The 20,294-nt window shown below is 63.6% G+C and carries 21 protein-coding genes; 13 read left to right on the top strand and 8 right to left on the bottom strand.

The features are described from left to right. Nucleotides 1-34: 34 nt before the first annotated feature. Nucleotides 35-631 carry a sulfite oxidase-like oxidoreductase gene (locus J0X27_RS00500; protein WP_207270561.1) on the bottom strand — a complete coding sequence of 199 codons (597 nt, stop codon included), beginning with the start codon at nt 629-631 and terminating at the stop codon, nt 35-37. A 300-nt stretch (nt 632-931) separates the two neighbouring features. Here J0X27_RS00500 and J0X27_RS00505 point away from each other — a divergent pair, with 300 nt between their 5' ends. Next, nucleotides 932-1,231 carry a hypothetical protein gene (locus J0X27_RS00505; protein WP_207270562.1) on the top strand — a complete coding sequence of 100 codons (300 nt, stop codon included), beginning with the start codon at nt 932-934 and terminating at the stop codon, nt 1,229-1,231. Nucleotides 1,232-1,380: 149 nt separating this feature from the next. Further along, nucleotides 1,381-1,608 carry a ribbon-helix-helix domain-containing protein gene (locus J0X27_RS00510; RefSeq protein WP_121742944.1) on the top strand — a complete coding sequence of 76 codons (228 nt, stop codon included), beginning with the start codon at nt 1,381-1,383 and terminating at the stop codon, nt 1,606-1,608. A 1-nt stretch (nt 1,609) separates the two neighbouring features. Here J0X27_RS00510 and J0X27_RS00515 read toward each other — a convergent pair whose 3' ends face one another. Further along, on the bottom strand, nt 1,610-1,798 hold the full coding sequence (locus J0X27_RS00515; protein ID WP_207270563.1) for a DUF7550 family protein: 189 nt from the start codon (nt 1,796-1,798) through the stop codon (nt 1,610-1,612). A gap of 116 nt (nt 1,799-1,914) precedes the next feature. Here J0X27_RS00515 and J0X27_RS00520 point away from each other — a divergent pair, with 116 nt between their 5' ends. From J0X27_RS00520 to hisF, 3 genes are all read left to right on the top strand, one after another. Then, nucleotides 1,915-2,622 carry a hypothetical protein gene (locus tag J0X27_RS00520; protein ID WP_207270564.1) on the top strand — a complete coding sequence of 236 codons (708 nt, stop codon included), beginning with the start codon at nt 1,915-1,917 and terminating at the stop codon, nt 2,620-2,622. Continuing rightward, nucleotides 2,619-3,971: a hypothetical protein gene (locus J0X27_RS00525; protein ID WP_207270565.1), complete on the top strand. Its 1,353-nt coding sequence runs from the start codon at nt 2,619-2,621 to the stop codon at nt 3,969-3,971. Before J0X27_RS00520 ends, J0X27_RS00525 begins: the two co-directional genes overlap by 4 nt. An 85-nt stretch (nt 3,972-4,056) precedes the next feature. After that, complete coding sequence (gene hisF / locus J0X27_RS00530; protein WP_207270566.1) at nt 4,057-4,872, top strand: imidazole glycerol phosphate synthase subunit HisF; 816 nt, start codon at nt 4,057-4,059, stop codon at nt 4,870-4,872. Between the two features lie 63 nt (nt 4,873-4,935). On the opposite strand, the gene J0X27_RS00535 is transcribed toward hisF, so the two are convergent. Together J0X27_RS00535 and J0X27_RS00540 are read right to left on the bottom strand one after the other, a co-directional pair. Continuing rightward, nucleotides 4,936-6,735 carry a glycosyltransferase gene (locus tag J0X27_RS00535; protein WP_207270567.1) on the bottom strand — a complete coding sequence of 600 codons (1,800 nt, stop codon included), beginning with the start codon at nt 6,733-6,735 and terminating at the stop codon, nt 4,936-4,938. After that, entirely contained in the window at nt 6,732-7,403 is a 672-nt protein-coding gene (locus J0X27_RS00540; RefSeq protein WP_425491929.1) for a cell division protein CdpA domain-containing protein, read from the bottom strand. Before J0X27_RS00540 ends, J0X27_RS00535 begins: the two co-directional genes overlap by 4 nt. A 323-nt stretch (nt 7,404-7,726) precedes the next feature. On the opposite strand from J0X27_RS00540, the gene J0X27_RS00545 reads away from it, so the two are divergent. Next, nucleotides 7,727-8,605, top strand: a complete 879-nt coding sequence (locus J0X27_RS00545; RefSeq protein ID WP_207270569.1) for a hypothetical protein — start codon at nt 7,727-7,729, stop codon at nt 8,603-8,605. Nucleotides 8,606-8,704: 99 nt separating this feature from the next. Here the strand turns inward: J0X27_RS00545 and J0X27_RS00550 are convergent, their stop codons facing one another. Further along, on the bottom strand, nt 8,705-8,989 hold the full coding sequence (locus J0X27_RS00550; protein WP_097379084.1) for a DNA-directed RNA polymerase subunit L: 285 nt from the start codon (nt 8,987-8,989) through the stop codon (nt 8,705-8,707). Nucleotides 8,990-9,092: 103 nt separating this feature from the next. Here J0X27_RS00550 and J0X27_RS00555 point away from each other — a divergent pair, with 103 nt between their 5' ends. After that, nucleotides 9,093-10,934, top strand: coding sequence for a rhomboid family intramembrane serine protease (locus tag J0X27_RS00555; RefSeq protein WP_207271989.1), 1,842 nt, complete (start codon nt 9,093-9,095; stop codon nt 10,932-10,934). 63 nt (nt 10,935-10,997) lie between these two features. Further along, nucleotides 10,998-11,540, top strand: coding sequence for a DUF8071 domain-containing protein (locus J0X27_RS00560; RefSeq protein WP_207270570.1), 543 nt, complete (start codon nt 10,998-11,000; stop codon nt 11,538-11,540). A gap of 7 nt (nt 11,541-11,547) precedes the next feature. Here the strand turns inward: J0X27_RS00560 and J0X27_RS00565 are convergent, their stop codons facing one another. Beyond that, the gene (locus J0X27_RS00565; protein ID WP_207270571.1) at nt 11,548-12,186 is read right to left on the bottom strand and encodes an METTL5 family protein; all 639 of its coding nucleotides are present in this window, start codon (nt 12,184-12,186) and stop codon (nt 11,548-11,550) included. Between the two features lie 308 nt (nt 12,187-12,494). Here J0X27_RS00565 and J0X27_RS00570 point away from each other — a divergent pair, with 308 nt between their 5' ends. Beyond that, a complete protein-coding gene (locus J0X27_RS00570; protein WP_207270572.1) occupies nt 12,495-12,677 on the top strand; it encodes a zf-TFIIB domain-containing protein in 183 nt (60 codons plus the stop codon). A gap of 143 nt (nt 12,678-12,820) precedes the next feature. Here the strand turns inward: J0X27_RS00570 and J0X27_RS00575 are convergent, their stop codons facing one another. Both J0X27_RS00575 and J0X27_RS00580 read right to left on the bottom strand, forming a co-directional pair. Beyond that, a complete protein-coding gene (locus J0X27_RS00575; protein WP_097379089.1) occupies nt 12,821-13,852 on the bottom strand; it encodes a disk-shape morphogenesis protein volactin in 1,032 nt (343 codons plus the stop codon). Nucleotides 13,853-13,949: 97 nt separating this feature from the next. Continuing rightward, complete coding sequence (locus J0X27_RS00580; protein WP_207270573.1) at nt 13,950-14,873, bottom strand: cell division protein CdpA domain-containing protein; 924 nt, start codon at nt 14,871-14,873, stop codon at nt 13,950-13,952. Nucleotides 14,874-15,189: 316 nt separating this feature from the next. Here J0X27_RS00580 and dph2 point away from each other — a divergent pair, with 316 nt between their 5' ends. The 4 genes from dph2 (at nt 15,190) to J0X27_RS00600 (ending at nt 20,235) form a co-directional block, all read left to right on the top strand. Next, nucleotides 15,190-16,239, top strand: coding sequence for a diphthamide biosynthesis enzyme Dph2 (gene dph2, locus J0X27_RS00585; protein WP_207270574.1), 1,050 nt, complete (start codon nt 15,190-15,192; stop codon nt 16,237-16,239). A gap of 235 nt (nt 16,240-16,474) precedes the next feature. Then, nucleotides 16,475-17,158 (top strand): DUF7344 domain-containing protein, encoded by a 684-nt coding sequence (locus J0X27_RS00590; protein ID WP_207270575.1) that lies wholly within the window; start codon nt 16,475-16,477, stop codon nt 17,156-17,158. Nucleotides 17,159-17,452: 294 nt separating this feature from the next. Beyond that, nucleotides 17,453-18,286 (top strand): MBL fold metallo-hydrolase, encoded by an 834-nt coding sequence (locus J0X27_RS00595; protein ID WP_207270576.1) that lies wholly within the window; start codon nt 17,453-17,455, stop codon nt 18,284-18,286. Nucleotides 18,287-18,351: 65 nt separating this feature from the next. Next, nucleotides 18,352-20,235, top strand: coding sequence for an AAA family ATPase (locus J0X27_RS00600; protein ID WP_207270577.1), 1,884 nt, complete (start codon nt 18,352-18,354; stop codon nt 20,233-20,235). Nucleotides 20,236-20,294: the final 59 nt, after the last annotated feature.

The raw sequence follows: 20,294 nt of genomic DNA on the forward strand, positions 1-20,294 counted from the left end.
ACCGATCGAGCGACGACCGTTCGCGGTGGATATCTCAGCTGTATCGTTCTTCCTGCCACGGATCGGCCGTCTGCGAGTAGCCGCGCCGTTCCCAGTAGCCCCGCTGGGGTTCGGTAAGGAACTCGATGCCGTCGACCCACTTCGCTCCCTTGTAGGCGTATCTGTGGGGCGTGACGACCCGCAGCGGGCCGCCGTGGTCTTCGGGAAGTGGCTCGCCGTCGAACTCCCACGCGAACAACACCTCCTCGCGCATGCACTCCTCGAGCGGGAGGTCCGTCGTATAGTCGTCGAGCGCGGCGAACATGACGTGGACCGCATCCTCGTCGACGCCGGCCCGGTCGGCGAGTTCGAGGAACGGAACGCCCGTAAACTCGCAGTCGAACTTGCTCCAGCCGGTCACGCAGTGGAAGTCCTGTCGTTGGGTGACGCTCGGCAAGGACCGGAACTCGTCCCACGAGAAGCGCAGTTCCTCCTCGACCGCGCCGGTGACGGTAAACTCCCAGGTCTCCGGATCCCAGTCGGGCCGCCCCCCCTTCGAGAGGACCGGAAACGCGGTGGTCTCGCGCTGTCCCGGCGGCAGTCGGTCGTCGCCGAACTCCTGGTAGAGATCCGTAACGTCAGTGGTATCCATGGTCGTGCGTTCGTCCCGACGGACGTAGATGTGACGCCATCGACTGCCATCCGTTCGCCGGTGCGCCGACACCTCGTGTTCGATCGAACTCGGAGGAACGACTCGCCGTGAGCGAGGCGATTCGAGTTCCGATCGGCGACTGTCACACGGGTCGACATCCGTCCGCTGGAGAAATCCGGAATTAGCCCGACGGCGTCGGGCCAGAAACCGAGAGAAAGAATCGACTCGGCGTCACAACGTGGCTCTGTCCCGCGAAACCCTCGCCACCCCTTAGTACAGTCTCGGCGAGACTACCGATGCATGGCTAGCACAGAACAGCTCACGGAACGGGAAATATCCGGACAGTCAACGACAGAGGTCGGCGAACAGGCGATGGGGCCCGCGTTCATTGCGTCGGCTGCATCGGTCGGGCTCGCACTATACTACTACTTCGTACAGGGAGAGCGCGAACTCGGCACGTTCGTCGGCCTCTGGCCGCCGACCATCCTCGCGTTCGCCAGTTACTTCAACCAGCGCCGGATGCGCCAGCAACTCGAGACGTTGACCAAGCCCGGGACGAAACTGCGTGACGCGATCGATTCGATGATGGGCAGTCGCTAACCGGGCGGCGAATCGACGCCTCGACAACACCCGCCGTACCTTCGGTACTCCTCGAGGGCCAGCAATACGTTCGATAGTTCACATATTTGTCCCAGTAGATGTGCGTTCCCCGTCAAACCTAAATACCCCCTCGCCGAAAGCCGAATCAGATGCCGAAAGTAGAGATCACCATACCGGAACACCTCGAGATGCAGATCGCCCAGATGGTCGAACGCGGCGAGTTCGTCAATCGTGAGGAGGCGATCGAGGACCTCCTCTCGACGGGCATCAAGGCCTACAAGACCAGTGGACCGATGGACGAAGAGGAGGGAACGACCGGCGGCACCGGCCTGGAAGACGATGGCATGATGGGCCACGACGACGAGTACGTCTTTTAACTCATATTCCGACTGCGAGTACCGGAATTCCGAACGCGATCGCTGCGCCGACGAGCGCGACGACGACACCGACGAGGACGGCTCGCGACGAGTAGTCGCTCATCGGCGCGGTCGTTCGTTCGGTTTCGAGATCGTGACCGACGTCGGCTCCCGTATCGTCATCGGCGGGGGTTGCGGTATCGTCCGTCATGAGTGCCTCTTCTCGGCTCGGTCCCTTAAAGACATCTACAGCGGAGCGTCGGAGACGCCGCCTCGACCGTTCTGTCATCCGGAAGTATATATCGCTCGAGTAACCATCGGTGGACGATGTCCTCCACGACGTTCTCCCGCAGGCGGGTACTCGCTGCCGGCGGTAGTTGCCTTTCGGCGGTGGTTGCGGGGTGTTCCGGGAGTGGCGGATCGACCAGCGACAGCGAGACCGCTCACGACACGGATCGGGTGTCCGAGTCGACTCACGAGTACGACGTACTGTTCGTGCGCTCGGCCGACGGGGCACCGTTCGTCTACCCGAACGAAGCGGCGGCCCAGCGGCAGAAAGACGAGGATCGGCCGCCGCTACACACCGGGTCGTTTTTCCTGATCGACGACGGTGATGCCGATGCGCTCCGGATCGATCTCGAGGAGAACGCCGAGGGAACGGCCGAGATACGCGAGTTCGTCGACGACACTGATTTCGAGACCGAATCGATCGTCGTCGATCAGCGCCCCATCGGCGACTGTTATCACAGACACGTGCGGAGCGTTCAGGCGACGGACGGCGATTTTCATCGACGGTACTGCCGCACGCTGAAAGACCCGAAGACGCCCTGTGAGGCAGATACCGACGTGATGGAAGTCGTCGTTTTCCGTATCCAGCGGTCGTACGAGGACGCGCCACCGAGTCACTCGAGTTCCGAGAGCGCGTCGTGTCGAGGCCCGATCATCGAGGGAGAGAACGGATCCGAGCGGGTCTCGAACGGGACCGACTCCCGAGACGCGAACGCAACCGACAGCGAGGGAGGGAGTCGCGAATGACCCCGTCGAACCGGCAGTCGACTGACCGACGGCGGTTCCTCGCCGGGCTCACTGCGGTCTCCGGGGTCGCCGTCGCCGGCTGCAGTAGCCTCCCGTGGATCGACGACGAAACGAGCGGGTCGTTTCCCGTCTCGGAAGTCGCTAGCGTCCTCTCGCCGCCCGCTCCGCGGATCGACGGACCGGTTCCGGTCCAGCCAGACGCGAGTGCGATCGAAACCGCACTCGAGCGGGTCGACGAACTGGTGGCACCGATCCCCGACCCGCTCACGGCGGAGGCGGTCCCGAACGGCGTCGTCCGCGAATCGATCACCGACGCGCGCGACGAGGCCGGCGAGAGCCGGGCCGAGGCGGCCGACGCGACGGGGCCAGCGCTGTATCACGCGCTTCGTGATCTCCGAGGGGGCCGTGCCAGCGCTCGGCAGGCGATGACGACGTGGGCGGCCATCGACGACGAGACGCTCACCGCCGATCTCGAGGACGAATACAGCGACCTCCAGCCGCGGGTCCGCGATCAGCACACGTCGCTCGCGTACCGCGGAAACGCCACCGACGACGAACTGCTCCGCTCGGCCCTCTACTACTCCCGGCTCGAGGCTGCCCTCAACCGGGCGGTCGAGTCCCTCCGGCGATGGGGGCTCGACGGGAGCGCAACCGTCATCGACACGGGCGAGGCCGCCGCCGACCTGGAGTCCGCGGCGGCGACGGCGAGCGGCTGGGAGCACTTGGCCGATCGGTACGAGGCGACGCTCGAGGAGCCGGTCGATCTCGAGTCGATCCTGCGCGGCGCGCTCGAGCGGTGCGTCGACCACGCCGACGGCGTCGCCTTTCCCGCACAGGACGACGACTGGTTCGACGAGATCGGCGTCGGCGACATCGACGAGACGTACCTCGAGCACATCCTCTGGCGGACCGGTGGTGCCGTCACGGACGAGCGGGAGAGAATGGAGACTGCAGTGAGCGACGGGGACCTCGGAACGGGCCTCTATCACGCTGTTCGGTTCGAACAAGCGTTCCGGGCGTTCGAGGTCGTTCGCGACCGAATCGCGGACGGTTCGGTCTCGCTCCCCGAAACGCTCGCCGACGTCCGCGACGAACGGGAGACCGCGATCGGCGCGGCCGAGACGGCACGAGACGAACTCACCGACCCATCGCCCGGGGCGTTGGCACTCGCGGAGACGGGGCAGCGACTCGAGTGGACCGACCAGTCCGTGCGACGAGTGGCCGATACCGACTCCGACGCCGTCACCTCGCTGAACAGCGAGTACGGTGACTACGTGCGCGTTCGGGCATCGCTCGAGGTGCTTCCGGAGGCGGTCGATGCGTTTCGGTCGCGCGTGCTCGAGGGATAGCACGAACGTCGTCACGACGGACGGAGCCGTTGCCCGATCCAGACCCCTTTACTATCCCCGGTGCGAAGGCTCGCCTAACAACCACATGGTACTGACAAAGCGAGTCATCCCGTGTATCGACGTGGATCTCGACGAGGACGGGAACCCGGCGGTCTACACCGGCGTCAACTTCGAGGACCTGAAATACACCGGCGATCCCGTCGAGATGGCCCGCGCGTACAATCGTGCGGGCGCAGACGAGTTCGTCTTCCTCGACATCACCGCCTCCGCGGAGGGCCGCGAGACGATGCTCGATGTCGTTGAGCGCGTCGCCGACGAGGTCTTTATCCCGCTCACAGTGGGCGGCGGCATCCGCACCACCGAGGACATCAAGGAGACCCTGCGGGCCGGCGCGGACAAGGTCTCGATCACCACCGGGGCGCTCGAGCGGCCCGAACTGATCAACGAGGGTGCTACGGCCTTCGGCAACCAGTGTATCGTCATCAGCGTCGACGCCCGGCGGCGCTTCGACGAGGGGGGCGAGCACTACGTCGAGATCGACGGCGAGTCCTGCTGGTTCGAGTGTACGAAGAAGGGCGGCCGCGAGGGGACCGGCATCGACGTCCTCGAGTGGGCCGCGGAGGCCGAGTCCCGCGGGGCGGGCGAACTGTTCGTCAACTCGATCGACAAGGACGGTACGAAAGACGGCTACGACCTGCCGTTGACGAAGGCGGTCTGTGACACCGTCGACACCCCGGTCATCGCCTCCTCGGGCTGTGGCGGCCCCGAAGACATGTACGACGTCTTCACCGAGGCGGGTGCCGACGCCGGCCTCGCGGCCTCGATCTTCCACTTCGACGAGTACTCCATCGAGGATACCAAAGCGTACCTGGACGAGCGGGGAGTTCCGGTACGATTGTAGTCCGACTCGGTTGCATCGGATCGGTCCCGACAACTGTCGCTCCGTCACAGGAACGGCCCGTGTTCAGGGCTCTACTGGAGTTACACGCTCAGGTTCTCGTTCCGACGTGTCTGGTTGACGCTCTCGGGTTGGGTCTGCCCTGAGCACGGCGAGACCGGCGGCGGACTGAACTCGGCCGACGCTCTCGAGTGAGTCCTCCACGCTTGACTGGTGGGTGGGCGCAACGGCGATTCGCTCTTCGTCAGCGACGAGGTGCCACGTCCAGCCGGGATCGGACATCCCGATTTCGAAGACGGATCCAGAGCCGACTGCGATCGCTAGGCTCTCACCGAACAGTTCGGCACCAGCCCTCGCGTCCGCCTCGGAGGGGAACGGCCCAGTCGCCTGGGCCACGGTGTCGTCGGTATCGTTCACCATCCACGTCCACCCGTCGGCGGTTTCGGCGACGATGACCTGGAAGCCACCGATCGACAGCACGGATCCGACTGCGGCCGGATCTGCCGTGTCCACGTGTCGTCCCTCGTGGCTGGTCTTCTCCCACGCCAGGTGGCCGAACCCGAGTTGGACGAACGCGCGAACGTCTGCGCCCCACTGAAGCACCCAGTACAGGGGTACGCTAACGAAGGTAATCGTCGCCCGTACGATGCGGATCAATCCCCGGTTATCGGTGACCTGCCAGTAACCGACCGTGTGCATCACCATCTGCTGAATGGCCATCGAGAGACCGATCAGCAAGACGACAGCGACGACCGGTGCCGCGAGGAATCCGACCAACCTCGCGTAGATCAACACGAGCAAGATTCCGACGACGTTGATCGGTCCGAGATGTGGCATCGCAGACTGGGTGTAGATGTGGACCTTTCGGCGGATCCCTGCCGGCGGGTAACGGAGTCGCTGGGAGAGGGTGAACAGCTTCCCTTTCTGCCACCGGGTCCGCTGCCGTACCCATCCGTTGAGTCCGATGGGAGACTCCTCACGAGTAACCGCGGTAACCATCGCCATACTGTAGCCGGTCTCCCAGAGCAAGAGCCCGAGCTCGAAGTCCTCAGTTACGTTTCGAGGATCCCACGGCACGACGCCGGCAGATCCCGTTTCGGCCAGCGTCTCGCGTTCGGCGTCGTTCCAGGGGGAACCGAACCGCTCGAGCCGTTTCGCTGCGGCTGCCTCGAGGACTGCACGCGTCGCGAAATTGGTCGTTCCGCCGAGGGGCACCGGATAGCCGACGCGGAAGTAACTCGGGATGATCATCCCGTACCAGAAGCCGTACTCACCCCTAAACAGGGTGTTCAACAGGCCATCGTCCTCGTTTTCCATGTCGAGTCGTCCCTGAACGTAGTCGTGGTCGCCGTCGACGAGCGCGCAAACGACCTGCCGGAACAGTTCCGGCGCAACGACGTCCTCGGCATCGATGACGCCGACGATATCGCCGGTCGTCCGTTCGAAGGCGTAGTTGAGTGCTCGTGGCTTGTTCGGAGTCCCGGGATACGACGGCGGGACGACGATCTCTCGAAAGTCGTAGCGGCGCTTGAGCTGAGAGAGCGTACCGCGAGTGGTCTGATCCGAGGCTTCGACGACGACGTGAACACGTAGCTTCTCGGTGGGGTACTCGGCCGCTCGCAGCGCACGAATGGAGTAGCCGATCGTCTCGCTCTCGTCGTACGCCGGGAGTAGCACGTCTATCACCGGCAGTTCCCCGTCAGCGACTGCGGTGCCTTCGTCGTAGACCCGCGGGTCTTTCGCCCGTCCAATGAGCGTATAAAACGCCTTCCGGTAGACGGGTGCGAACGTATAACCGTTGACGTAGAGCCAAACGAGTCCGAACACGATCGCAACGGCCGACAGGAACCCAATCGGAGTACTCATTCGTTCTGGACCCCGCTGACGGTCACTTCGGTTCCGGCGACGGGGAGCGTGACGGAGAGTTCAGTGACCGCGTCTCGTGCCGCCGCTCGCTCGTCGAACGGGACGGTACTTTCGGCGAGGGGGTGGCCGACGCTATCGTAGAGGATCCACGTCCACCCACCGTCTCCCTCGTGGAGTTCGTAGTAGGGCTGCCGTGATGGGCTCTGATTGGGGGTCGCAACTGTCGGAGTGGTCACAAAGGGAACGACTGTCAGTCCCGCTGCCAGGAACGTCACTCCGCCGGTGTAGGTCAGCAGAACCGAACTCGGCCCCGCGAACGTCCACTGACTCGGATACAACTGCAGGAACCACCCGATCGCCGCGCCACAGAGGAGCACGCCGACGCCACCGATCACGGTAGCCGCCGGCTGGAGTGGAAGACGGAACGTCATCCCGAGCATCGCCAGCGGCAGTGCGCTCGCGGCAAGTGCGATACCAGCCTGCCTGTATTGCCAGTACGCCGGATCCCCACGGGGAAAGCTCGATGCCCAGAAGAACGACGCGATTCCGACGAGTGCGAGTACAGTACCCATGGTAATCAGCCAGTAGCCGACTGCTTCGGATGTGTCCCCACTTGGATTTATTCTAGAATTGTAGACGCGAACGAAGATGTTGGAGCTTCTTTTCACTATATCTGTAAGTTCTCACGAGAATATAGCTCTTTCTGAGAATATATCGAATAGTGGACGAATCGACGACAACAGGTCCCGGTCAGTATCCGGCGGAAGAACGACGTGTGGCCGTTCCACGTCGTCGACCACGGCCGGTGCGACGACGCGGATCCGTTCGAGGACGGAGCGTGCAACCGAGCCCACGGTCTCGAAGCGGAAAAACCGCTCCGACCCGCGGTCAGTTCGGGACGAGGAACGGCATCGAAGTCGGACTCCTGCTCACGGTCGATCGTCTCGACTATCCAGTACGCTTATTGCCACGCGGTCGTCCACGTCTAGCAGTGAAGTGGCGGTGTACGTGGTGTGGCAAACCGCACGCCGAAAACGATCCTCCCTGCGATGAGTGCGGTCACAACGCCTTCGAGAAGGCGATCGTCCGAGCGGAGGACGAGAGCGAACGCGATAGCAACAGCGATCCCGACGGCGATGGCGAGCCGATCCCGTCCGGAACCGTCGAGACCGGGCCGGAGTACGTCTGGGCCTGTCCGAACTGCGGCCGCGAACACGTCCGGAACACCCCGCCGTGTTCCCGCTGTGGCAATCCCGACCTCGAGCGGGTCGAACGGACCTACGAGGGGCTCGAGCAGGATCTCGACACGCCGAGCTGGTTCGAGGTCGCAAAGCCCTATCTGCCGCTCTTCGCCGTCGTCGGCGTCGTCATCGCGCTGTTCGCGACGGGGATCGTTCCGCTTTCGGTGCTACCGGGGATCGGCCAGCCACCGCCGCCCGAAGCGCCGGGCGATGGAGCCGAGGCAGCAGGGTTCGATCTCGAGGCGATGGAAGGCGAGATTCACGACCGACTCGAGAGAGAACGGGAATCCTCGGCGGGACGATCCTACGACGAGGGGCTCGCGGACTACGCCGAGTACGAAAACCGACGGCTCGTCGCGGAAGCGTTCTCCGACAGGGATCCCGACGACGTGAGGGCCAGCGAGTTCGATCACGGATGCGGTAACGCACGGGTCTCCGGCGCGCCACTGATCCTCTCCGAGCGGCCGATCGGAGCGTACGACGACGAGTCGGCACTCGCCGACGACATCGCTCGGGCGCTTCTCTCCTCACAGTTCGGTGACGCCGTTCGGGCCGGGTTCGACGCCGAAGGGATCGACGTCCACGTCGCACCGAACGACGACATCTACGTCTTTTATACCGTCTGCTAACCGCTCTCGACGGCGGGGTCGAGGCGATAAAAAAACCGCGAGAATAGGTTCGCGCCAATACGAGACCAGCGAGAGCGCTGCGATCGACTGTCGGAGGGATCAGGCGGCCGCTTCGAACGCGTCCCGGAACGACGTCGCCTTCTCGCGGACGGTCACGGCCGCCTCCTCGAGGCACTCGAGGGGATCCGCGCCGCCTTCGGTCTTGATCGTCAGGATCGGCTCGGTCTGGCCCCCCGACTGCTCAGGGTTGACGTCGTAGGTCGCTGCGCTCACGTCGTCGTGCTCGAGCAGCGCGCCCTTGAGCACGTTCATGAAGGTGTGATCCTCGCCGGCGATCTCGATCGAGAGTTCGTTGTCGGTGCTCTCGGTGACCCGCAGTTCCATGTCATCCAGTCCGGTCGTCGGCTGCTTGTACCTTTCGAAGCCGCCGCTGGACGGCCGTTCCCTGAAGGCAAATCACTATACGCCCCCGTTCGAACGACGGGACATGCTCTCGCTTGCGGCCACGCTGTCGGTCCTCGTCGCCGCGGCGCTAGTGGGATCGATCGCGATCGTCAGGCGGGTCCATCGGCCGGAGCGACGCTGGCGCGACGTGCTCCGATCCCGACTCGTCTACGGAATCCCGTGGGGAACGCTCGTGGTGATCGCGTTCGTCGTCGCCGTCTATCTCTTCGTCCAGGATGGCCTTACGAACGTCGGCGATCCGGTGACGATACCCTACCGCACCTGGTCGTACTTCTACCCGCTGGGAATGGCGACGGCGTCGTTTTCTCACGCCGGCCCCGGCCATCTCGTCGGTAATCTCGCCGGGACGGTCGTCGTCGCGCCGCTGGCGGAGTACGCCTGGGGTCACTATCCGGACGAGCGCGACCCACAGCGGCCCGACTCGTGGCGAGCCGATCCGCGGGTTCGGGCGTTCGTCCTCTTCCCGCTGGCCGTCGTCGCCATCGGGCTGGTGACGAGTCTGTTCGCGCTCGGCCCCGTGATCGGCTTCTCGGGCGTCGTCTTCGCCTTCGCCGGGTTCGCCATCGTCCACTATCCGATCGTGACGATCGTCGCCACGCTAGGCGTCCAGAGCGTCGTCCTGCGGCTCTTTTATGCGCTGCAGGACCCGATTCGAACCTACACCGCCCAGCCGAGCCCACCCTCGGCACCCTCCTGGGCCGGTATCGCCATCCAGGGCCACGCGCTGGGCCTCTTCCTGGGTTTCGTCCTCGGAATCGCGCTCCTGAAGCGGCGGGGGACCCGCCCGAACCCGTTCCGACTCTGGCTCGCTGTGCTCCTCTTTGGGTTCTCCAAGGGATTGTGGGCGATCTACTGGTTCGGGGGCGAGAACTCGTACATCCTCTTTCAGGGCCCCGGCGTCGCCATCGTCTCGGTACTCGCGCTCGTCGTTACCCTCTCGATGACCGCCTCGGAGACTCCCCTCCTCCCCCGACGGATCGAGGGCCTGCTCGCGGGGTCGACGGCACCACCGCCGGGGCCGACTGACGACGGGGCGTCCTCGGTCGTCCGACCGCTCGAGCTCGCAGGCAGCGGTCGCGACGACGGCCCCACCACGGCTCGGCTCGACCGCGTTCGAGAGATCGTCGGTGGCGGCCGACGGCGCGCCCGCGAGTCGAACTGGCTGTCGGCCCTGACCCCCAAGGGAGTCGCGTTCCTCGCCGTCGTCGGAATCCTCGCGCTTCTGGCCGGCATCGCCGTCCCGGCCAACTTCCTCGTCGTCGACGACGCGAGCGCGTCGTCGGACGCGGCCGTCCAGATCGAGGACTACACCGTCGAGTACGTCGAAGGCGTCCCGAACGGACTCGTCACCGGGATCGGCATCGACGCGGTCGAGAGCGACGAGGGCCTCGAGGCAAGCGGGGTGGTCGTCGCCAGCGAGCGACGCCAGATCTGGCTCGAGGCGATCAGTACCCAGCGACTCGCCTTTACCGGCGAGGAGACGGTCGCCGTCGGCGGCCCCGGCTGGCGAGAGACCGTCCACGTCGAACGGACCGGCTGGGAACCCGTCGGCAACGAGACCGTCTATCAGGTCTGGCTGTGGGAGGACGGCGACGACCGCCAACTCGCGTACGAATCCAACGAATCACGAGCGGAAGCCGAGATCGCCGGGCGGAACGTGACGATCGACTCCGCCGACGACACGTTCGTCCTCGCGGTCGACTCGAGCGAAACCGAGACCGTCACGACGCCGCTCCCGAACGATAACGAAACGGCGTCGGCGGGCGGACTCACCTTCCAACGCGAGAACGAAACGATCTACGCGAGTGCCCAGGGCACTCGAGTCGCGATCGCGAGCGAGGAGACCTACGATACGGTCGGCTGATCCCGATCTTCCGGGCTCATTTCTCCACATACTTTTTTGTGATCAGAGTGAGTAGTTAGAACGATGTCATCTGACGATAGCGGACTCCGAAAGCTACACCAATCGGGACGCTCGCTCGTCTCGGCGGTACCGTCCTGGCTCGTCGGCAATCGACTCGACAGATCCATGGTCACCGTTCTCCTGGCAGCCGTACTCGGGCTCGCGGTTGCAGTGGGGGCCGGGACGACGATTGGCAGTGACCGCGTTGCCGACCTCGTCGTCGAAACGTGGACCGGGGCCGAATTCCACGTCGAGGTCGCGGTCGCGGCCTGTCTACTCGTCGGCATCGGCGCGCTCAGCGCCGCCATTACGTCCGGATTCCTCCCGACGTTCGCGCTGGTCGCCAGCGTCCCGTTCGGCATCGGACTCGGCCGGTACGGAACCGTGTACGCGGTCGAACAGTTCACGATGGTCGTCTCGCTTCCGGAAGCGATTGCCGACGGAACGGGTGCGGCAATCGTCGTCGGTCTTCCGCTTGCGGTGCTTGGCTATCTCGTCGGTGCCAGCCTCCGGCGCATCGCCGGCAGCAATGGCGGTCGTTTCGGGCCCCGATTCCGTCCCGGCTGATCGCCCGTCACCCCCACTCGATGCGGAACACTTCGACCTCGAGGGCCTCCTGTGTCTCGGTGTGGAACGCGAACCGCTTCGCGATGGGGAATTCCGCGCGGAACGCGTGTGTCACGTCCCCGCCCTCGTCGGCGGCGAACGACTCGACGAACGGCTGGCTTCCTTCGTTGTGAATCGTGTACGAAACCGTCGCGATCTCGCTGGCCGTCTCGAGGAAGGCCCGATCCGCGTGCCTGTTTCCACGCTGTGCGCCGAATGGGGGATTCGAGACGACCGTCGCATCGGCGATCGAAAACGGATGGCGGGCAACGTCCCCGCGGAGCCACGCGAGCGCGCGGTCGGTATCACCACTCTCGCCGACGGCTGCCCGTTCGTTCCGACGAGCCAACTCGAGTGCGTCGGAATCGACGTCGATGCCGGCAACCCGATCGGCACCGGCGAGTGCCGCCCCGATCGCGAGCATTCCCGTCCCGGTTCCCAGATCGACGACCTGTCGGTCGAGGTCGTCCTGTAACCCCGCCAGATGACAGATGTGGGCGGCGAGCTCCGCCGGCGTCAGATACTGCTCGAGGGAGACGGAGGGATCCTCGAAGTCCGCGATCGACTCGAGTCGCCGGGCGAGGGTCCGTCGTGAGAGCCCGCTCATCTCGGCCGACGACGGCGATCGATTCCTCGCGTCCGACGGTCTCGAGAGCGACGGAGAACAGTCACGGACTGGTGACAGCCGATCGCGCGAGCGGACGACGGTCTCATTGCCGTCGAATACACGAATGACGTGCAAAAAGGTTCGTAAATGCGTGAACCGACCGATCCGAGTGGACACCATCGACCGAGGGATCCGGGTCGTCGAGGAACCGGTCGACCTGGAACGACGATGGGAAACTCCCAGATCGAACGGTACGGTTTCACGACAGGTTCGAATAGAGTTAAGGATTCCCCGTGACAGTTACAGGTATGGACGAGTGCCCACGGTGTGGGGGATCCATCGAAGAGTTCTCGCTCGGGGACGTGTCGACGATCACGTGTTCCCGCTGTGGGTTCGCCGATATCCCCGTCGAACACCAGCCGGCCGGTGAGGACACCGAGTCCTGGCGGGACGCGTTCAACCGGTTTTACGAGGACTCCGCCGAGGGCTGAGACCAACTCCTGTCAGTCGGTGGCGAGTCAACCGCAAGGCGGTTCGCGGTTACGCCGATAAGGCGTTCCAGCAGACCAGCTGACGTTCGAGTCGTCACTTCGGGAACTCGCCGTCGAAAAAACGAGCGCCGCGGAGCCGACGGTTATTCGTTTGCGGCCGCCGCTTCCGCCTCTTCGTCCGCGTCCTCGTGGTCGATGTCCTCGTCGGAGCGGGCCGCGACGAGACCACCACGTGCCACGCTGTACAGCGGTTCGTTCGCGTGCGTGACGCCGCTGATCGAGAACGGGATGTTCGCTTCCGAAAGGTGGTCACGGAACAGCGCCTCGAAGCCGTCGGGACTCGAGGTCCCGCCGGTGACGACGACCGGGACGTCCAGCCCTTCTTCGACGTCCTCCTCGTCGACTTCCTTGACGATGTTCTCGATGACGTAGTCGAGCAGGTTCTCGTAGTAAATCGAGAGCGCACCCTCGACGCCGCCGACGTCGGTCGTGAAGTCGAGTTCGAAGTCGTCTTCCTTGATCGAGGTGACCTTGTCGACGGGCGTCCCGGTCGCGCGGGCGGCCTGCTCGTCGACCCAGTCGCCACCGCGAGCGACGGAGAACTTCATGACAGGCACCGCGTAGTAGGAGAGACAGACGTTCGTCATCCCGGCACCGAAACTGATCCCCAGTCCGGTGAAGTTGTTGTCCGCGAGCTCGCTGTAGATGACGGACATCCCTTCGTTGATCGGTTCGGAGTCGTACCCCATGTCGTCGAGGAACGACTCGATCGTCTTCTGGTGGTACAGCGTCGAGAGATCGGAGTCGATCGGGTCCGCCGGGGACGAGAAGTAGAGTTTCTCGTCCGGATAGGCGGGCTCGCCGACGACTTGCTCGATGATGAGTTTCATCATCGGGATCGCGCTCTGCTCGTCGTTCGAGAGGATCCCGTGTTTCATCGGACGGCGGGTCTCCTTGTTGAAAATATTCGCAAAGTTCAGCGCGTCGTCGCCGACGACGTATACCTTGTCGTCTTTGCGAATGTGGAGTACTTCGCTTCGCGAGAGCATCTGCTCGGCCATATCCGAGTATTCGATCTCGACGAACGAATTACGCTGTTGCACGAAAACCGTATCGTTCCCATCCTGTTGTGCCGACAGAATGTTCATCGTTCCGACGTCTAGGCCTTTGGCCATATGTGGGCAAGGCCACCGACGGATTATAAATCTATGTGAGTTAATTCCAGTTCGCGGGAAGACAGATTAATACGATATTTATCCAGCCCCTTGGTCGTTAATTACGTTTTAGGAGGGTACGGAACCGCTCGAGCAGGTTCTGGAACGGTTTCCCCAACGTGTCGACGGCACCATCGTCGTCGGCGGTCGCCAGTTCCTCCGCTCGTTGCTGCTCGCGCAGTTCCTTGAGTTTCGCCGTCTGATCGTCGACCGTCGAACTCGAGGTCGTCTGCTTCGTCTCGCCGCCTTTCATCCCTTTGAGACCGGCGACCTGTGCGTCGACGCCCGAAGAGCGGGTGGTCGTGGTGCCGACGCTGCTATCGACGTCGACGTCGTCGAGGCTGTCTTCGTCGAAGCTCAGTCGCGTGTGTTCGGTCTTCTCGACGCCGCCCCACGACAGTTCGACGTCGTCCATCGCCTCGTCGATGTCCCGTTGGACCTCCGCGTCGCTCACGTCGGGTTCGTCGTCCGTCTCGTCGGCGTCGGATTCGACTGCCTCGACTCGCTGTGCCATATCCAGGTAGTGAGCGATCAGTGCGGCACCGGTCGACGCGGTAATACCGGCGAGGCCGACGGCGTAGACCGCGATGACCTGGACGGTGTAGTCGTTGCCGTAGCCGTTCCAGTCTTTGGGATAGGCGACGAGGAAGCCGACGACTGCAGCGATCGTGACGGCGGCACCGGCGATCGAGATGTACAACACTCGTCGTTCCGAGGGGAGCAACACGACGATTCCGAGCATCGCGACGGGAAGTGCGACCATCGCGAGGGCGTATGCGGGGCCGACCCACGCGAAGTAGCCGACGGATCGCGCATCGAACGTATTGCCCCACAGAAAGAGCAGGAGTCCGACGATCGCGAGCCCGATTCCGCCGAGAAACAACCCGAACCCGACGTAGACGTCCGTCCGGTCTTCCGGTTCACCGATGTATCGACGGTAAAGGTCGAAGAGATAGCCGTCTGCGGCCTGTTCCGCTGACATTAGTACTCCGTTTACGCTCCAGTACTATGACTGTTGGGACGAAAAACGAACTCGCTGTCCGACCGCATTTTCCCACCGGGGAACGAACTGGTGGACCGAATCGACGAAACGCCTCTTCGGGTGGCGTCCGAACCGTCGTGTCGATACCACCGTGGTCGCCTCCACGACGACGACCACCTGTTTTCGAGCGCGTTCCACGATCGCCCGCCGAGTGCCTGGTGACCGGAACGCCGGACCGAAATTCGACGCTGCGTGCCGTATTTCTGTGTCTCGAAACAACGTGCAGTATATACGTCCGTGGCCGTTAGGACGGCCAATGAGTCAGGAGTCGGAGTACACCGAGGGGGACCTCCGGAATACGGGAATGCGTCTCAAGCACGATCGCGAATGGGATTACGAACTCGAGGAGATCGTCGATGCGATCGAGGAGCGAGACGCGACGAAAGTCGGACTGCAGTTCCCCGAGGGACTGAAACGACGGGGACCAGCCGTCGCGGACGACCTTCGGGCGCTGGCCGACGACGACGTGACGTTCATGCTCTCGGGACAGCCCTGCTACGGTGCCTGCGATCTGGACACCTATCTGATGAAGCGGACCGACGTGTTCGTTCACTTCGGTCACTCGCCGATGAAGGACACGGACAAGGTGATCTACGTGCCGCTGTTCTCGAACGTCGAGGTCACGCCGATCATGGAGGAGGCACTGGACACGTTAGAGCCCCCCGAGGAGACCGAGGGCGTCGGCCTCGTCACCACGGCCCAGCACATGAACCGGTACGAGGAGATGACCGAGTTCCTCGAGGAGCGGGGCTACGAGGTTCAGAGCCGTCGCGGTGACGAGCGACTGACCCACGAGGGACAGGTACTGGGCTGTAACTACGCGAGCGCAGACGTCCCCGCGGAGCAGGTGCTATACGTCGGCGGCGGGAAGTTCCATCCACTCGGATTGGCGATGGAACACCCCGACAAGCACGTCGTCATCGCGGATCCGGTCAACAACGTCGTTACCGTCGCGGACACGGACAAGTTCATGAAACAGCGCTACGGTGCCATCCACCGCGCGATGGACGCCGAGAAGTGGGGCGTCATCTTCTGTACCAAGATCGGACAGGGTCGCTGGGAGATGGCACAGGACATTCTCGACGACAACGATAACGCCTACCTCATCACGATGGACGAAGTGACGCCGGACCGCCTCCGAAATTTCGATATGGACGCGTTCGTCAACACCGGCTGTCCCCGAATTACGACCGACGACGGCCCGCAGTTCCACAAACCGATGCTCACCCCCGGCGAATACCGGATCGCCGTCGGCGACGAACCCCTCGACAGCCTCTCGTTCGACACGTTCCACGGTACCTGGTAGCGCACTGGATCTCGTGCACCTTTCGACGGTCGTCACGCTTTCAACCCCGGCGAGCGTCGTTGCTCATGACGGTCTGCTGAATCGGAGGGTTAGACAGCAGACGGGAGTTCACCGTTCCGTTCGAACGACAATGGTACTATATGGTTGAATATCACCCTGATTGGGAGATATAATTCGACGTTTCCAAAGTGATTTGGAAGAGTCCTTTTGCACGCTAGACGCCGACCAGTAGTCGATGAATAACTCAGTTCCGAGCGGATCGCCGGCCGCTCCTCGCGAGGTGCCGTTCGATGTCCTCGCCGACGCTCGCCGACGGACCGCCGTCCGACTCGTCCACGAAGGGTCGCCGGAGGGTGTCGGGAAACACGATCTTGGGTACCAACTCGCCGCAGTAATATCGGACAAACCCCTGGCCGCGATCACTGACGGCGACCACCAGCGGGCGCTCGTCGACCTCCATCACCGGCTCCTGCCGCAGTTGACGGACGCGGGCCTGCTCGAGGAAGGCGACGACGAGACGATCCGGACGGCCGACCATCCGGTGTTCGACGAGTCCGCGTTCGAAGCGGTCATCACGGGCGATCATACCGCCGACGCCGACGAACTCGATACGATGTTCGGGGCCCTCGCCAACGAACGCCGACGGACGATCCTCGCAGTACTCGACGACCAGTTCCACCCGATCGCGACCGAAACGCTCGCTCGCGACGTCGCGGTTCGCGAGGCCGAGACGACCCAGCGTGCGGTCCCCCGAGAGCGCGTCGACGAGGTACTGGCATCGCTGGTTCACGTCCACCTCCCGGTGTTGCACGACGCGACGCTCGTCGGCTACGACGCCGAGTCGGGCCGAGTCTCCGACGAGCGCCACTCCGCACTTCGCGGACTGGCTCCGGTCCGGGAACGAGTCGCCGGCGACTGAGACGGTCTCCTGTCCGTCAGTGCCGATGGGACCGGGACCCCCCCTTCGGACCCACCGGGAGATCGGGACAGCAAACCGTATGGGGGCGGCCACTGGTGCCGTCGAGACCACCAGTACGGGCGTCATACGCTCGAGGACCGAGCGTCCGACAGCCCGTCGCAGTTCCCGCTATCGGCTGTGGCGGCGGATCGTCGGGCGTCGCTTCGAGTGTGCCGCGCTATCCGTTGAGGTCGGCGATACCGGGTACCGTCGGAGAGGATAACACTTACCCAGTCGGTCGCCGCATCGTCGGGTATGACTCGGAGCGACTGGGGCGACTGGCTCGTCCGCGACGTCGAAGAAACGGATCCGGAGGGCGTCTCGATCTGGTATCTCGGCTGTAACGGCTTCATCCTGAAGGGGACTGGCGGAACGACGATCTATATCGATCCGTACGTCGGCCTCGGCGACCCGCCGCGAACGGTCCGCATGATCCCCGTCCCGTTCGATCCGGACGATGTCGAGGAAGCCGACGCCGTCCTCGTGACCCACGAACACACTGACCACGTCCACGGGCCGAGCCAGGCACCGATCCTCGCGAACACCGGCGCAACGCTGTACGCGCCCGACGACAGCGTCGCGGTCGCCCGCGAGGAGGAGGCGTGGACCGACGAGTGGGCGGTCACCGACGACCAGTTGACCGAAGTCACCGAAGGCGACACGATCGAGGTCGGCGAGTTTACGATCCACGTCGAGCAAGCGTCCGATCCCGACGCGACCCATCCCGTAAGCTACGTCTTCGAACACGAGGCAGGGACGTTCTTCCACGGCGGCGACACGAAGCCGTGCGAGGAGTTCGAGCGAATCGGCGACGAGTACGCGATCGACCTCGCGGCACTCGCCTTCGGAACCGTCGGACAGATCCTCGACAAACGGACCCGCGAGCCGAAACGGACCCGCTGGTACAACGACGAGAACCAGCTCATCGAGTGCGCCGCTGCCCTCGAGTGTGAACGACTCCTGCCCAGCCACTGGGATATGTGGAAAGGGCTAACCGCCGATCCGACGGCGCTCCATCACCACGCACAGAGTTTCGAGTATCCACAGCGCCTCGAGATCGTCGAGATCGGGGATCGAACCGACCTGTAACGCTGACAGTCCCGACAGACGATCCGTCCACACAATTTATAACAGTATGGTAACGTTGATCTCATATGAGTAGTACCGCCGACACGGACGACGTGATCGAGGTCAGTACTGACGGGATAGCCGTCCGAAAGACGTTCGCTGCGGACGATTTTCCCGTCCCTGCGATCCGGTTCGAGATCGAGTCGGACCGCCCGAATCCAGTAACGTTTCAGCTCTCGGAGGAAATCCCCGAATCGTTCCCGATGGACAAAGTCGGGTTTCATCCGGATTATCACAGCGACGACTGGACCGCGTTTCAGGACCATCACGTCGAGTTTACCGCGACGCTCGAACCCGACGAACAACTCGAGACGGTCTATGGCATCCAGATCGACGACGAGAGCCAGGCCGCCGAGTTCCTCACCGAACCGACGATCGTCGAACGCGACGCCGGCACCGATAGCGAGGGAGAGGCCGACGAAGTCGACGACGGGGTGATCGACAATATCGTCTCGGAAGATCGAAACCAGCCCGTCAAAGACATGATTTCCGGAGAGTCGGACTCGGTTCCCGGCCTCGAAGACGAGGCCGAAACCGACGACACCACAGTAGAGGAGTCGGGCGGACTCGACCTGGATCTCGGCGATGTCGATACGGATCCCGATCCGGTCGACGACGAGGCAGACGACACGGCAGCGGAGGACGACACGCCGGATATCGATCTCGGATTCGACGAAGAGGAGATTCCGGAACCGGACGACGACGAGGAGCCCACGGTCGACCTCGACCTCGGAACCGACACCGACGACACCGACGACGAGATCGACCTCGGAACCGACACCGACGACACCGACGACGAGATCGACCTCGGAACCGACACCGACGCCACCGACGACGAGATCGACCTCGGAACCGACACCGACGCCACCGACGACACCGAATCCGAACCCGAACCCGAAATCGAGCTCGATCTCGAGGATTCGGCAGCCACACTCGACGAAGACGAGGAGGAGGAAACCGAGTCTGAGACCGTCGAGACGGTGGATGAACCCGTCGACGACGAGTCAGTGGAGCCGGAACCCGAATCCGAGTCCTCCGAACCGGAGCCCGAAGCCGAATCCGAGGAGACGATCGAAGCGTCGGCCGATCCGGACTCCGACTCCGTAGCCGACACGACGGAGGAAGAGGGGACACCCGCGACCGACGAAGGCGGTGAGCCCGCCACCGATACGGAGACGGTGGCGACCCCCGATCCCGAATTCGAGGGGTCGATCGCATCCCGTCTCGCAACCGAGATTCGCGAGGGGACGATCGACGACAACGATCTCGAGGCGATTCGGTCCGAGCTCGATCTCGAACCCGCGGGCCCCGATATCGCGAAAGTCGAACACCTTCAATCCCGCGTCGAGGAGGTCGCGGCCTACACCGACGCACTCGAGACATTCCTCGAGGAGAACGGCACCGGCGCTCAGCTCATCGAGGAGGTCCAGGCCGAAATGGACGCGCTCGAAGCGGACCTCGAGTCGATCGACGACCGGCTCGAGGGAACGGAATCGAACGTCGACGAACTCGAAGCCGACGTCACTGATCTGACCGACTGGAACAGCACTCTCGAAGCGGACCTGAACACGGTCGACGACGATATCGACGAACTCGAAGCAGATCTCGAGACGGTTGCGGACGATCTCTCGGAGACCGAAGCGGACGTCCAATCCGTCGAGGAAGACGTCGACTCCGTCGAAGAAGACGTCCAATCCATCGAGGAAGACGTCGACTCCGTCGAAGAGGATGTCCAATCCATCGAGGAAGACGTCGACTCCGTCGAAGAGGATGTCCAATCCATCGAGGAAGACGTCGAATCAGTCGAGGAGGACATCGAATCCGTCGAAGCGGAGCTCGAGGACGTGCACGCGGACGTAACGGACATCCAGGAGTGGCGCGACCAGCTCGGTTCGATGTTCTCGGACTGATCGGGACCGCCACCACCGTCGACGGAGGGGAGTCCGGAAACACAACTCGTTTATCCGTC

It is taken from the genome of Natrinema longum (assembly GCF_017352095.1).
Lineage (GTDB): Archaea > Halobacteriota > Halobacteria > Halobacteriales > Natrialbaceae > Natrinema > Natrinema longum.